13 protein-coding genes are annotated in these 13,292 nt (G+C 70.8%); 9 read left to right on the forward strand and 4 right to left on the reverse strand.

Annotated elements, in window-relative coordinates; all coding sequences use genetic code 11:
- Positions 1–290, forward strand: a 290-nt coding sequence (locus tag F3T56_RS47995; protein WP_149826764.1) for a GAF domain-containing protein, incomplete at its 5' end; no start/stop codon positions are given.
- 189 nt (positions 291–479) lie between these two features.
- Here F3T56_RS47995 and F3T56_RS20900 read toward each other — a convergent pair.
- Positions 480–1,274 (reverse strand): RNA polymerase sigma factor SigF, encoded by a 795-nt coding sequence (locus tag F3T56_RS20900; RefSeq protein WP_149826720.1) that lies wholly within the window; start codon positions 1,272–1,274, stop codon positions 480–482.
- Between the two features lie 237 nt (positions 1,275–1,511).
- On the opposite strand from F3T56_RS20900, the gene F3T56_RS20905 reads away from it, so the two are divergent.
- The 7 genes from F3T56_RS20905 (at position 1,512) to F3T56_RS20935 (ending at position 9,298) form a co-directional block, all read left to right on the forward strand.
- Positions 1,512–3,311: a thiamine pyrophosphate-requiring protein gene (locus tag F3T56_RS20905; RefSeq protein ID WP_149826721.1), complete on the forward strand. Its 1,800-nt coding sequence runs from the start codon at positions 1,512–1,514 to the stop codon at positions 3,309–3,311.
- Between the two features lie 62 nt (positions 3,312–3,373).
- Positions 3,374–3,787, forward strand: a complete 414-nt coding sequence (locus F3T56_RS20910) for a DUF2795 domain-containing protein (RefSeq protein ID WP_149826722.1) — start codon at positions 3,374–3,376, stop codon at positions 3,785–3,787.
- Between the two features lie 146 nt (positions 3,788–3,933).
- The gene (locus F3T56_RS20915) at positions 3,934–4,374 is read left to right on the forward strand and encodes a CBS domain-containing protein (protein ID WP_149826723.1); all 441 of its coding nucleotides are present in this window, start codon (positions 3,934–3,936) and stop codon (positions 4,372–4,374) included.
- 66 nt (positions 4,375–4,440) lie between these two features.
- The gene (locus F3T56_RS20920; RefSeq protein ID WP_149826724.1) at positions 4,441–5,934 is read left to right on the forward strand and encodes an aminotransferase class I/II-fold pyridoxal phosphate-dependent enzyme; all 1,494 of its coding nucleotides are present in this window, start codon (positions 4,441–4,443) and stop codon (positions 5,932–5,934) included.
- Positions 5,931–6,644 carry a diguanylate cyclase gene (locus F3T56_RS20925; RefSeq protein WP_246203728.1) on the forward strand — a complete coding sequence of 238 codons (714 nt, stop codon included), beginning with the start codon at positions 5,931–5,933 and terminating at the stop codon, positions 6,642–6,644. Before F3T56_RS20920 ends, F3T56_RS20925 begins: the two co-directional genes overlap by 4 nt.
- 6 nt (positions 6,645–6,650) lie before the next feature.
- Complete coding sequence (locus tag F3T56_RS20930) at positions 6,651–7,193, forward strand: type 1 glutamine amidotransferase domain-containing protein (protein ID WP_149826725.1); 543 nt, start codon at positions 6,651–6,653, stop codon at positions 7,191–7,193.
- Complete coding sequence (locus F3T56_RS20935; protein WP_149826726.1) at positions 7,193–9,298, forward strand: catalase; 2,106 nt, start codon at positions 7,193–7,195, stop codon at positions 9,296–9,298. Before F3T56_RS20930 ends, F3T56_RS20935 begins: the two co-directional genes overlap by 1 nt.
- A gap of 134 nt (positions 9,299–9,432) precedes the next feature.
- Here the strand turns inward: F3T56_RS20935 and F3T56_RS20940 are convergent, their stop codons facing one another.
- Both F3T56_RS20940 and F3T56_RS20945 read right to left on the reverse strand, forming a co-directional pair.
- The gene (locus tag F3T56_RS20940) at positions 9,433–10,050 is read right to left on the reverse strand and encodes a TIGR03086 family metal-binding protein (protein ID WP_149826727.1); all 618 of its coding nucleotides are present in this window, start codon (positions 10,048–10,050) and stop codon (positions 9,433–9,435) included.
- Positions 10,047–10,310, reverse strand: a complete 264-nt coding sequence (locus F3T56_RS20945; RefSeq protein ID WP_172639050.1) for a DUF6158 family protein — start codon at positions 10,308–10,310, stop codon at positions 10,047–10,049. The genes F3T56_RS20940 and F3T56_RS20945 overlap by 4 nt, the downstream gene beginning before the upstream one ends.
- A gap of 56 nt (positions 10,311–10,366) precedes the next feature.
- Between F3T56_RS20945 and F3T56_RS20950 the strand changes: the two genes are divergently transcribed.
- Entirely contained in the window at positions 10,367–11,500 is a 1,134-nt protein-coding gene (locus F3T56_RS20950; protein ID WP_149826728.1) for a baeRF2 domain-containing protein, read from the forward strand.
- A 19-nt stretch (positions 11,501–11,519) separates the two neighbouring features.
- Here F3T56_RS20950 and F3T56_RS20955 read toward each other — a convergent pair whose 3' ends face one another.
- Positions 11,520–13,139, reverse strand: coding sequence for an ABC-F family ATP-binding cassette domain-containing protein (locus F3T56_RS20955; protein ID WP_149826729.1), 1,620 nt, complete (start codon positions 13,137–13,139; stop codon positions 11,520–11,522).
- Between the last annotated feature and the right edge of the window lie 153 nt (positions 13,140–13,292).

Genomic DNA, 13,292 nt, shown 5'->3' on the forward strand with positions numbered 1-13,292 from the left:
TGGTCGTCGAGGCCGCCCGGGGCGGCTCCACCGCCCTCCAGGTCCGCCCCGCCTCCCCCGAAGCCTTCGGCCACGACGACTCGGGCGCCCCCGTCCTCGTACGAGCGAACGTCACCTCGTACCTGTCGGTCCCCCTGACAACCCCCGACGGCCACGTCAAGGCCGTCCTGACCCTCTTCCGCACAGGAGCCCGCCTGGCGTTCTCGATGGCCGAGGCGAAGGCGATGGACACGATGGCCCGCCACATCGCCCTGGCCATGAAACGAGACGCCCGCAGGAGCGCCCCCTAAGGGGCGCGGGGCTGTATCGATTTGCGGCTCCGCCGCGATGGGGGTCCCTCCCGCTCATGGGGGCCCCTCCCGCTCGAGCGAAGTCGAGAGTGGGGGAGAAGCCGAGAGTGGGGGAGCGACCAGCCACGACGACCCCGCAGCCCAAAGCAGCCCCACGCCCCAACGGCGCCCCCGGCTCAACCGGCGGAGCTAAGCCGCGTCCCGCATCACTTGATCCCGCAACCGATCACAGCACCGACTGATCAACCGAGACACATGCATCTGCGAGATCCCCAACTGCTCGGCGATCCGGCTCTGCGTCATGTCCCCGAAGAACCGCATGTACAAGATGGCCCGCTCCCGCTCCGGCAAGGCGGCCAGCCGCGGCTTCACGGCCTCCCTGTCCACCACCGTGTCGAGCGCGGGATCGGGCGCCCCGAGCGCGTCGCTGAGCGAGTACCCGTCCTCACTGCCGGGCAGCTCCGCGTCCAGCGACAGCGCGGTGAAGCTCTCCAGGGCCTCCAGTCCGACCTGGACGTCCTCCTCGCTCATGTCGGCGTGTTCGGCTATCTCGGCGACGGTGGGCCGGCGGCCCGAGATGGTCTGGGACAGGTCCTGGCTGGCGAACCGGACACGGTTGCGCAGGTCCTGGACCCGGCGCGGCACATGCAGGGTCCACATGTGGTCCCGGAAGTGCCGCTTGATCTCACCGGTGACGGTGGGTACCGCGTAGCTCTCGAAGGCGTTGCCGCGTGCGGGATCGTAGCGGTCGACGGCCTTGACCAAGCCGAGCGCGGCGACCTGGCGCAGGTCCTCGTAGCTCTCGCCCCGGCTGCGGAAGCGTCCGGCGAGCCGTTCGGCCATGGGCAGCCACGCCTCGACGATCTCGTCGCGGAGGGTGTCCCGCTGCGGGCCCGGCGGAAGCGAGGCCAGCTTCCGGAATGCCTCCGCGGTGTCGGGGGCGTCGTCGTGCGGGTGGCGCTTCGCGTTGTCCTGAGTACGCATGGTGCGTCGCAACTCCCTGGATGGTGCTCTGGGGTGGACGGTCACCGTGGGGGCGCGGGCGTGCGCAGGAGTCGGCACACCCGTGATGGAAACATCGCCTCTCCCACGGACGTGCCTCCTGTCCGAAGCACTGTCGTGCGCCTGCCCCGGTCCATACGCGACAAACACACGCAGGTTTTTCCTGTGCCGGGAGGGTGACTCGGGCGGAGGATCACGAAAACTCCCGGGAGGTCCAGTATGAGCGTCACGGTCGCCGATCACATCCTGCAGCGGTTGCGCGAATGGGGAGTCGAACACGTATTCGGCTACCCGGGCGATGGCATCAACGGCCTGCTCGCCGCCTGGGGGCGGGCCGAGGACAGGCCCCGGTTCATCCAGTCGCGGCATGAGGAGATGTCCGCGTTCCAGGCGGTGGGTTACGCGAAGTTCTCGGGTCGGCTCGGAGTGTGCGCGGCGACCTCGGGGCCGGGCGCCATCCATCTGCTCAACGGCCTGTACGACGCCAAGCTGGACCACGTGCCGGTGCTCGCGGTCGTCGGCCAGACGCACCGCAGCGCGATGGGCGGCTCGTACCAGCAGGAGGTGGACCTGCACACCCTGTTCAAGGACGTGGCCTCGGACTTCGTCGAGACGGTGACCGTCCCCGAGCAGCTGCCGAACGTCCTGGACCGGGCGATCCGCACCGCGTACGCCCGCCGCGCCCCGACAGCCGTCATCATCCCCGGTGACGTGCAGGAACTGGACTACGCGGCGCCGACGCACGAGTTCAAGATGGTGCCCTCCAGCCTGGACCGCAGCGGCTGGACGGCGGTCCCCTCGGCGGAGTCGGTCGAGCGGGCGGCGGAGATCCTGAACGCCGGGGACAAGGTCGCGATCCTGGTCGGCCAGGGCGCGGCCGGGGCCCCTGCCGAGGTCGAGCGGATCGCCGAGGCGCTCGGCGCGGGAGTCGCCAAGGCGCTGCTCGGCAAGGACGCGCTGAGCGACGAACTGCCGTACGTCACCGGCGCGATCGGTCTGCTGGGCACGCGCCCCTCGTACGAGCTGATGCGCGACTGCGACACACTGCTGACCATCGGCTCGTCGTTCCCGTACTCCCAGTTCCTGCCGGACTTCGGCAAGGCGCGGGCGGTCCAGATCGACATCGATCCGCACATGGTCGGGATGCGCTACCCGTACGAGGTGAACCTGGTCGGTGACGCCAGGGCGACGCTGGAGCGGCTGATCCCGCTGATCAGGGCGGAGGAGCGGGGACGTGAGTGGTACGACGAGGTGTGCGCGAACGTGGCGCGCTGGCGTGAGGTGATGGCGCGGCGGGCGGAGCTGTCGGCCCACCCGATCAACCCGGAGTATGTGGCCCACGCGCTCGATCCGCTGCTGCCGGGCAACGCGATCATCTCCTCGGACTCCGGTTCGGCGGCGAACTGGTACGCCCGGCATCTGACCATGCGGGAGGGCATGCGCGCGTCACTGTCGGGCACGCTGGCGACGATGGGCTGCGGGGTGCCGTACGCGATCGGCGCGAAGTTCGCCCATCCGAACCGTCCGGCGATCGCGCTGGTCGGGGACGGGGCGATGCAGATGAACGGGCTGGCGGAGCTGATCACGGCGGCGAAGTACAAGGACCGGTGGGAGGACCCGCGGCTGGTCGTGGGCGTGTGGAACAACCACGACCTGAACCAGGTGACGTGGGAGCTGCGCGCGATGGGCGGCGAGCCGTCCTTCCTGCCCTCGCAGGAGCTCCCGGACGTCCAGTACGGCGCCTTCGCCCGCTCCCTCGGCCTGACCGGCGTCCGCGTGGAGAAGCCGGAGGACGTCGAGGCCGGCTGGCGCGCCGGCCTGGAGGCCGACGGCCCCGCCGTCATCGAGTTCCTCACCGACCCGGCGGTCCCCCCGATCCCGCCCCACGCCACCTGGGAGCAGATGGAGTCCACAGCCGCCTCGATCCTCAAGGGCGACCCCGACCGAGGCTCAATGATCAAACAGGGCTTCAAGGCAAAGATGCAGGAGTTCCTGCCGGGCCACAGGGACAAGAGCTAAGAACCCCGTGTCGGCTGCTGGTCTTCGGGTACGCGGTGGGCCTCGAAGATCTGGAGGGAGCCATGCAGCGAGGCAGCGACCGGCTGAGCGTCCACCGTGACGACGAGATGAAGCATGAACTGCAGGGGCTGCTCCGTTCGGGGCACCCCACCCGGGTCGAGGAGTGGCACGACCCGGAACCGCCCGCCGAGGACGACCCGGATGTCGCGTACGGGCCGGTGACGCCGGGCCGGGCGCGGGAGCGCGTCGAGACGGTGCGGTTCGAACTGGCCCGGCTCCTGGGCCGTACGTCCTTCCCGGCGGGTCCCGGTGAACTGATCCGCGTCCTGCGCGACCGGCACGCTCCGGACGGGCTCGTCGAGTCGCTGGAGCGGTTGCCGAGGAAGCAGCACTACGACTCCGTGCACCAGCTCGCGCAGGCGGTCGTGCGCGCCCAGGAGGGAAGCGGGCGAGGCGCCCGGGGATCCACCGCATAAGGCACGGAAGGCACGGAACCCAGGCACGGAACCCGCACACGGCACCGACGCATAGCCGCCCTGCGCAGGGGCACTGCGGGCGTCGTCACGCCACCGGACATCGTGCCCCCCCCGCAGCCGGGGAGCACGTAAGGAGGCCCAGATCCATGGCCGATTTCGTAAGGGAAGTCATGACACCGGGCGTCGTCGCGGTCCGCCCGGACGCCTCGCTCGTCGAAGTGGCGCAGGTGATGCGCGCGCAGGACATCGGCGATGTCCTCGTCGCCACGGACGGTCAGCTAGTCGGGGTCCTGACCGACCGTGACATCACGTTGCGCGCCGTCGCCGATGGCGCCGATCCGCTGACGGTGAGCGCCCAGGCGGTGTGCACCCCGAACCCGGTGGTGATCGGTCCCGACGACGCGGTGTCGGCCGCGGTCGAGCTGATGCGCGACCACGCGGTACGCCGGCTTCCGGTCCTGGACGAGGGCCATCCCGTGGGCATGGTGAGCCTCGGCGACCTGGCCGTCGCGCAGGACCCGGGCTCCGCGCTCGCCGACATCAGCCGCGCCGAACCGGACAGCTGGCCGGGCGCGGCCCCCGGCTGACGAGCGAGCGAGCGAGCGTACATCGACGACACGGACGACACGGACGACTCCGACGAGCGAGCGCACATGACCTACGCAAGCGCACATGAACGGAAGCTCGACCATTCCAGGGCCCCCGTCCTGGAGGCGCTGGAGCACCACCGGCGTTCCGGCCGGCACGCGTTCACGCCGCCCGGCCACAAGGGCGGTACGGGTGTCGACGCCCGGGCCGCCCTGACCCTCGGCCCCGACGTGTTCGCGTCCGACATACTCGCCCTCAACGGCCTGGACGACCGGCGGATGTCCGGCCGGTTCCTGGAACGGGCCGAGGAGCTGATGGCGGACGCGGTGGACGCGGACCGCGCGTACTTCTCCACCTGCGGCAGCTCCCTGTCGGTGAAGGCGTCGATGCTGGCGGTGGCGGGACCGGGCGAGCGGCTGCTGATCGCGCGCAACGCCCACAAGTCGGTGATCGCGGGCGTGGTCCTCGCCGGGATCGAGCCGGTGTGGGTGCGCCCGCGCTGGGACGCCGGGCACCATCTGTCGCATCCGCCGGACCCGGAGGAAGCCGCCGAGGCCTTCGAGCGGGCACCGGACGCGAAGGGCATGCTGCTGGTCTCGCCCACCGCGTACGGCACGTGCGCGGACATCGCCGGCATCGCCGAGGTGTGTCACGCGCGGGGCCGTCCGCTGATCGTGGACGAGGCGTGGGGCGCCCATCTGCCGTTCCACGAGGCCCTGCCGAGCTGGGCGATGGACGCGGGCGCCGACCTGTGCGTGACGTCCGTGCACAAGATGGGCGCGGGCCTGGAGCAGGGCTCGGTCTTCCATCTGCGGGGCGATCTGGTCGACCCGGCGGTGCTCAGGCTGCGCGGCGATCTGCTCAACACCACCAACCCGTCGGTGCTGATGTGGGCGGCGCTGGACGGCTGGCGGCGGCAGATGGTGGAGCGCGGCCACGAACTCCTCGACCAGACGCTGACGTTGGCGCGCCGAGTGCGCGAGGAGGTGGCGGCGCTGTCCGGGCTCTCCCCGCTCGGGGCCGCCGAACTCGTCGGTGCCGGGCGGTCGTTCGCGTACGACCCGCTGATGATCGTCATCGACGTCTCCGGGCTCGGTACGAGCGGTTACGCGGCCGTCGACCGGCTGCGCGCCCACCGTCAGGTCGACCTCGGTCTCGGCGACCACCGTCGCGTCGTCGCCCAGCTCACCCAGGCCGACACCGAGGAGACCTGCGGTGCCCTGCTGGACGCCCTGACGGAACTCGTCAAGCAGCGCGGGAGCCTGCCGTCGCCGCCGCCCATCCGGCTGCCGACGCCCGAGGGACTGGAACTCGCGGAGGTGATGTCACCCCGTGACGCCCTCTTCGGGCCCGTCGAGGAGGTGCCGGTCGCTCAGGCCGTGGGGCGGGTGGCCGCGGAGCCCGCGAGCCCGTATCCCCCCGGCGTGCCGGTCGTCTGTCCGGGCGAGCGGATCAACCGGGAGGTGGTCGAGTACCTCATGTCCGGTGTCGGGCAAGGCATGTACGTGCCCGACCCCTCCGACCCGGAACTACGCACCCTGAGGGTGGTGGCGTCATGACCCGAGACCAGACAGCCGAGATCAGCGCGACGTCCCACTCTGTCGACGTCGGCGAGGTGACCACCCGGTATCTGCTGTACGGCCTGCTGCCGTCCTGGTTCGTCCCGGGAGTGGCCGACTGGGTGATGCACCGGCGGACCCGTATCGAGGAGACGGCGGGTACGAAGGAGTCGCTGATCCACTCGCTGATGATGACCGAGGTCGGCGTCCCCATCGCGCTGACCCTGCGCTATGAGGTCAACCCCCTGCTGCTGTCGGTGCAGTTGGCCGGAGCGGCCGCGCACGAGGCGACCGCGCTGTGGGACGTGCGGACCGCCGTCGACAGCGACCGTGAGGTCAAGCCGATCGAGCAGCACATCCACAGCTTCCTGGAGTCACTGCCCTTCGGGGCGCTCGCCGCCCTGATGTGCCTGCGCAACGACCAGGTCAAGTCCCTCCTGCGAGGCGGGCGTGGGGACCCGGACGCCTGGCGGCTCGTACCGCGCCGAAGGCCCCTGTCGCGCGGCTATCTCACGGGCATCGGCCTCGCGATCGGTACGTGCGTCCTGCTGCCGTACGGCGAGGAACTGCTGCGCTGCGTACGGGCGGCGCGTCGGCGACGCCGGGACGAGAAGCACGAGACGCACGGGAACCACGGGAACCACCGGTGGTACACCACCGCCGACGCTGCGACGTGGCGGGCGGCGGAACACGGAGCGAAAGGAGACTGAGCACCCATGCGTATCGCATTCCTGACCGCACCCCAGGGTGTCGAGCAGATCGAGCTGACCGACCCCTGGCAGGCGGTGACGGACGCCGGTCACGAGCCCGTGCTGGTGTCGACGAAGCCCGGCCACATCCAGGCCTTCCACCATCTCGACAAGGCGGACACCTTCCCCGTGGACGACGTCGTGGGAGAGGTGCCGGTCGAGTCGTTCGACGGGCTCGTGCTGCCGGGCGGGGTGGCCAACCCCGACTTCCTGCGGATGGACGACAAGGCCGTGGCGTTCGTCCAGGACTTCTTCCAGCAGGGCCGGCCCGTGGCCGCCATCTGCCACGCTCCGTGGACGCTGGTCGAGGCCGATGTCGTACGCGGCCGGGTGCTGACCTCGTGGCCGAGCCTGCGCAAGGACATCCAGAACGCGGGCGGCACCTGGATCGACGAGCAGGTCAAGGTGTGCGACCACGGCCCGAACAAGCTGATCACCAGCCGTAGGCCGGACGACCTGAAGGCGTTCTGCGAGGCCTTCCTGGACGTGTTCACCGAGGAGGCGGCCTGATGGATCCGGTGTCCGATCGCAAGCAGCGACAGCGTGAGGCGTTCCACGCGGACGACCCGGCGTCGGGTCCGCTCACCACCGACCAGGGTGTGACCGTCGACCACACCGACGACGCGCTGACGGTCAGCGAGCGTGGGCCGACGCTGATGGAGGACTTCCACTTCCGGGAGAAGATCACCCGCTTCGACCATGAGCGGATCCCGGAGCGGGTGGTGCACGCGCGGGGCGCGGGCGCGTACGGGTACTTCGAACCGTACGAGTCCTGCGCCGAGTTCACCCGGGCGGCGTTCCTCCAGGACCCCGCCGTACGGACTCCGGTCTTCGTGCGGTTCTCGACCGTGCAGGGGCCGAAGGGCTCGGCGGACACGGTGCGGGACGTGCGCGGTTTCGCGACCAAGTTCTATACGTCGGAGGGAAATTACGACCTCGTCGGCAACAACTTCCCGGTCTTCTTCATCCAGGACGGCATCAAGTTCCCCGACTTCGTGCATGCGGTGAAGCCGGAGCCGCACAACGACATCCCGACGGGCGCGTCCGCGCACGACACCCTGTGGGACTTCGTGTCGCTCCAGCCGGAGACGCTGCACGCGATCATGTGGCTGATGTCGGACCGGGCCATCCCGCGCAGCTTCCGCATGATGCAGGGCTTCGGTGTGCACACCTTCCGCTTCGTCAACGCGGCCGGCCGGGGCACGTTCGTCAAGTTCCACTGGAAGCCCAAGCTCGGCACCCACTCGCTGGTGTGGGACGAGGCGCAGGAGTGCCAGGGCCGGGACCCGGACTTCAACCGCCGGGACCTGTGGAACGCGATCGAGGCGGGTGAGTACCCGGCGTGGGAACTGGGTGTCCAACTCGTGCCGGAGGAGGACGAGTTCGCCTTCGACTTCGATCTGCTCGACGCCACGAAGATCATTCCCGAGGAGCAGGTGCCGGTCCGCCCGATCGGCCGCATGGTCCTCGACCGCAACCCGGAGAATTTCTTCGCGGAGACCGAGCAGGTCGCCTTCCACACCGCCAATGTCGTCCCGGGCATCGACTTCACCAACGACCCGCTGCTCCAGGCCCGCAACTTCTCCTACCTGGACACCCAGTTGATCCGCCTCGGCGGCCCCAACTTCAGCCAGCTGCCCGTGAACCGCCCGGTCGCTCCCGTACGCACCAACCAGCGCGACGGCTACCACCAGTCCACGATCCACGGCGGCACCAACTACTTCCCGAACTCCCTCGGCGGCGGCTGCCCGGCCCACGCGGGCGTCGACGGCAACGCCTACACGCACTACGCCGAGCGCGTCGACGGCGCCAAGATCCGCCGCCGCAGCGAGAGTTTCAAGGACCATCACAGCCAGCCCGCGATGTTCTGGAACAGCATGGCGCCCTGGGAGAAGCAGCACATCGTCGCCGCCTTCCGCTTCGAACTCGGCAAGGTCGGCGCACTGTCCGTCCGCACCCGCACGGTCGGGGAACTCGCCAAGGTGGACCCGGAGCTGGCGTCCGAGGTCGCCCAGGGCATCGGAGTACCCGTGCCGACGCCGGCCGAGCCGGTGTCGTACAAGCTGACCTCTCCCGCCCTCAGTCTGGAGTCCCAGCGCGGCGACGGCTCGATCCGCACCCGCCGGATCGCGGTGCTGGTCGCCGACGGCGTGGACGCCGAACAGGTCACCACCGTGCGCGAGGCGCTGGCCGCCGAGGGCGCGATCGTGGAGGCGCTGGCCGCGCGGGACGGCACCGTGCGCGGCGCGGACGGCGCCGAGTACACCGTGGACCGGGCCCTGCCGACCGTGGCGTCCGTCCTGTACGACGCGGTCCTGCTGCCGGGTGGCCCCGTGGGCACCCCGTCCCCGGTGACCGACCCGGACGCGATGCGCTTCGTCCGCGACGCCTACCGCCACGGCAAACCCATCGCCGCCCTCGGCTCGGGCGTCGGCATCCTCGCCGCCCTGGAACCCGAGGGCCTGCGCCTGTCCTCCGAGTTCCACCACGTGGTCTGCGACCACGGCGTGGTCACGGACACGGCCCAGGGCACGGCCGGCGAGGAATTCACCCGCGAGTTCGTGACGGCGATAGCGGCCCACCGCCACTGGGACAGGCCACGGGTGCGCTGCTGAGGAGGGACTAGTGGGGGGTGCCTATGAAACGAAGGGCGCCCCCCATGCTTTTAGGGGCGCGGGGAACCGCGCGAGCAACCACAACGCACCCGCAGCCCGCAAAGCACAACCAGCCCCGAGCTCTCACCGGCTCTCTACGGCCGCCGCCCAAGAAGACACAACAACCTGGTCTGCTCATCGGCCCCCACCGGCGGCTCCACCGGCGACGCGAACAACCCACTCTTCTCCAGATCCCCGGCGTACGGACTGATCCCCTCCACCGCGAACTTCAACAACTCCCTGGGAAGCCGTTCCTCGAAACTGATCGCCCGGGACAGATCCCACGCGTGGACCACGAGATCCGCGATCATCTGCGCACAGTACGCCGTCGCCGGCGTGTCGCCGTACGACAGATGAACCGTCCGCTCCAGCGCCCCCGGCGCCGCGAACGCGTCGCGCGCGGAGCGGGCCGCCGTGTCCCAGGAGGCGGCCGGGTCGGGCCCCAGCAGGTCCCCGTCGAACGTGTCGCCGACCTCCTCGATCATGCAGCCGTCCCGCACCAGCACGGGCACCCAGAGCTGCTCGGAGACGAGGTGGTTGACGAGGTCACGGACCGTCCACTTGTGGCACGGCGTAGCCGCGCCCCACTGGTCGTGACGGACGGCGTGCACCCGGTCACCGAAGAGGTCCTGTGCCTCGGAGTGCCGGGTGAGCAGCGGATTCGGCACCGCCGCATCGCTTGTCTCGGCTGTGCCTGAAGTCGTGCCGGTCATGACGACGCACATCCTCGCTCCCGGGCGCCCTCACGCGTGCGGCCCGAGACGATCGGGCGGCGTGGGTGCCGGCGCAGATACTCCCCCTCCAGTTGCGCCATCCGTTCGTTGTGGGTGCGCAACGCTTCGCTCGATCCGTGCAGCAGCGTGTCGTGGCGCGTGCGGTGGATCGACTCCAGCTCTTTCATCAACTGCTGGTCGTCCAGCTTGTCCGGGTGCACTCCGGTCATGGTGGTACCCCGATCTTCGTGTTCCTCCATGAGGTCCGGGTACCCGCCCGGCAATCGTCAGCCCGAGCGGCCTCCGGGAGGGAGCCATGGATCTCGCGTTCCTCAATCCACTGTACGAACATCCCGGGCCCTGGGCCTCCGTGTACCTCGGTCCGGCCGTCCCCTCGGAGTCCACGGCCCATGAGCAGTCCCTGGCGGCGGCGGCCGTCTCCCGTGAGCTGGCCGAGCAGGGAGCGGACGCGGCGACCTGCCGGGCCCTGCGCGAGGCCGTGGACGAGATGCGGCACGAGGCCGATCCGCACGGCCGGGCGTTCTTCGCGCGCGACGGCCAGGTGGTCCTTGACCCGCCGCTGGCCTCCCCGCCCCCGGCACCGGAGGCCTTCTGGACCCCGCTGCCCCGTACGGCGCCGCTGCTGGACCTGGCCGGGGAGGACCCGGTGTGTCTGGTGGCGTACGTGGACCGGCGGGGCGCGCGGTTCGAGCTGCGCGGCGCCCTGGGCAGCGAGGACGCCGGGGCGGTGGCCGGGCGGCAGTGGCCCCTGCACCGTACGAGCACGGTCGACTGGTCCGAGCGGCACTTCCAGCTACGGGTGGAGAACACCTGGGAGCACAACGCGGCGGAGGTCGCCGAGGCTCTCGCCGTCTGTCAGGAGGAGACCCGCGCCGATCTGCTGATCCTCGTGGGTGAGGACCGTGAGCGGCACGCCGTGCGGGACCGGCTGCCGCAGCCGCTCCTCGACCGTGTGGTGGAGGCCCCGCACGGGCCCGGCAGCAGGCTGCTGGACGAGGACGTGGCGCGGGCCCGCGTCGAGCATGTACGCCGACGGGCCTCGGACGAGGTCGGGCGGTTCCTGGCGGCGCGCGGCCCGGACGCCGAGGGGCGCCGGGGTGCCGTCGAGGACGTCGCCGACCTGGTGGAAGCGGCGCGCGAGCACCGTATCGACGAGCTGCTCGTCCGCCCCGCGGGGCCCGACACGCATCGGGCGCTGTGGGTCGGCGAGGATCCCGACCAGCTGGCCGTACGCCGTACGGAGCTGCGCACGCTCGGGCAGGGACGCGGGCTCGACGAGGAACACACCTGGTCGGCCCGTGCGGACGACGCGCTGCTGCGGTCCGCCGTGGCCACGAACGCCCCGGCGATCTCGGTGACGGCGGCCACCGGGGCGACGGAGGGTGAGGTGCCGGTCGGCGGGCTGGGCGCGCTGCTGCGCTGGAAGTAGCCACCGCGGGCCGGATCGGCTAGCGGGCCCTCACGACCCGCCGCTCGTCCCATACCGGTTCCGGGGTCTCCCGTACGCGGCCGTCGGAGCCGAAGACGAGATAACGGTCGAACGAACGAGCGAACCAGCGGTCGTGCGTGACCGCGAGGACCGTACCGTCGAAGGCCTCCAGGCCCTCCTGGAGGGCCTCCGCCGACTCCAGGTCGAGGTTGTCGGTGGGCTCGTCGAGCAGCAGGGCGGTCACGCCCTGGAGCTCAAGCAGCAGGATCTGGAAGCGGGCCTGCTGGCCGCCGGAGAGCCGGTCGAAGGGCTGCTCGGCCTGCTTGGTCAGCTCGTAGCGGCGCAGCCGGGACATGGCGGCGCCGCGGTCCTGGGCGTGCTCCTTCCACAGGATGTCGAGCAGCGTCCGGCCCTCCAGCTCGGGGTGCGCGTGCGTCTGCGCGAAGTGCCCGGGTACGACCCGGGCGCCGAGCTTCCACTCCCCCGTGTGGGCCACGTCGTCGCCGGCGAGCAGGCGCAGGAAGTGGGACTTGCCGGAGCCGTTGGAGCCGAGGACGGCGACGCGTTCGCCGTAGAAGACCTCCAGGTCGAAGGGTTTCATCAGGCCGGTCAGCTCAAGTCCCTTGCAGGTCACGGCCCTTACGCCGGTACGGCCGCCCTTGAGCCGCATGGTGATGTCCTGCTCGCGCGGCGGCTCCGGCGGCGGCCCGGCCTCCTCGAACTTGCGCAGCCGGGTCTGGGCGGCGGCGTACCGCGAGGCCATCTCATGGCTGACGGCGGCGGCCTGACGAAGGTTCAGCACGAGCTTCTTCAGCTGGGCGTGCTTCTCGTCCCAGCGGCGCCGCAGTTCCTCGAAGCGCTCGAACCGCTGCCGCCGGGCCTCGTGATACGTGTCGAAGCCGCCGCCGTGCACCCAGGCGTCGGCGCCCGCCGGGCCCGGCTCCACGCTGACGATCTTCCCGGCGGCGCGGGCGAGGAGTTCGCGGTCGTGCGAGACGAAGAGCACGGTCTTGCGGGTCTCCTTGAGCCGCTCCTCCAGCCAGCGCTTACCGGGTACGTCGAGGTAGTTGTCGGGCTCGTCGAGGAGGAGCACCTGGTCGGTGCCGCGCAGCAGCGCCTCCAGCACGAGCCGCTTCTGCTCACCGCCGGAGAGCGTGCGCACCTGCCGCCACTGCGCCTTCTCGTACGGCACGCCGAGCGCGGCCATGGTGCAGATGTCCCACAGCGTCTCGGCCTCGTAGCCGCGCACCTCGGCCCAGTCGGAGAGGGCCTGCGCGTACGTCAGCTGGGCGGCCTCGTCGTCCACGGTCATGATCGCGTGCTCGGCGGCGTCGACCGCCCTGGCCGCCTCCCGGATCCCCGGCTGCGCCACCGACACGAGCAGGTCCCGCACGGTCGTCTCGTCCCGCACGGACCCCACGAACTGCCGCATCACCCCGAGCCCACCGGTGACGGTGACAGACCCCCCGTGCGGCTTCAGCTCCCCCGAGATCAACCGCAGCAGCGTCGTCTTCCCGGCCCCGTTCGGCCCGACCAGGGCCACCACGGCCCCCTCCCCCACCCGAAACGACACATCACCGAGCAACGCCCGCCCGTCCGGTAGGTAGTACTCCAGGTGAGCGGCTTCGAGGTGTCCCATGGGGCGCATTGTCCGAGGACGGGCAACGCGGGAGCAAATCCATTTCGTCGCAGCCGCGGGCAATCGTGCCGCTGAGGCGGCTGCCCACCCACCGGTCATAGCTGCGGGCAGTCGTGCCGCTGGGGCGGCACAGGTGGGCGCAGCGGCACCCGG

The organism is Streptomyces tailanensis, from assembly GCF_008386495.1.
GTDB lineage: Bacteria > Actinomycetota > Actinomycetes > Streptomycetales > Streptomycetaceae > Streptomyces > Streptomyces tailanensis.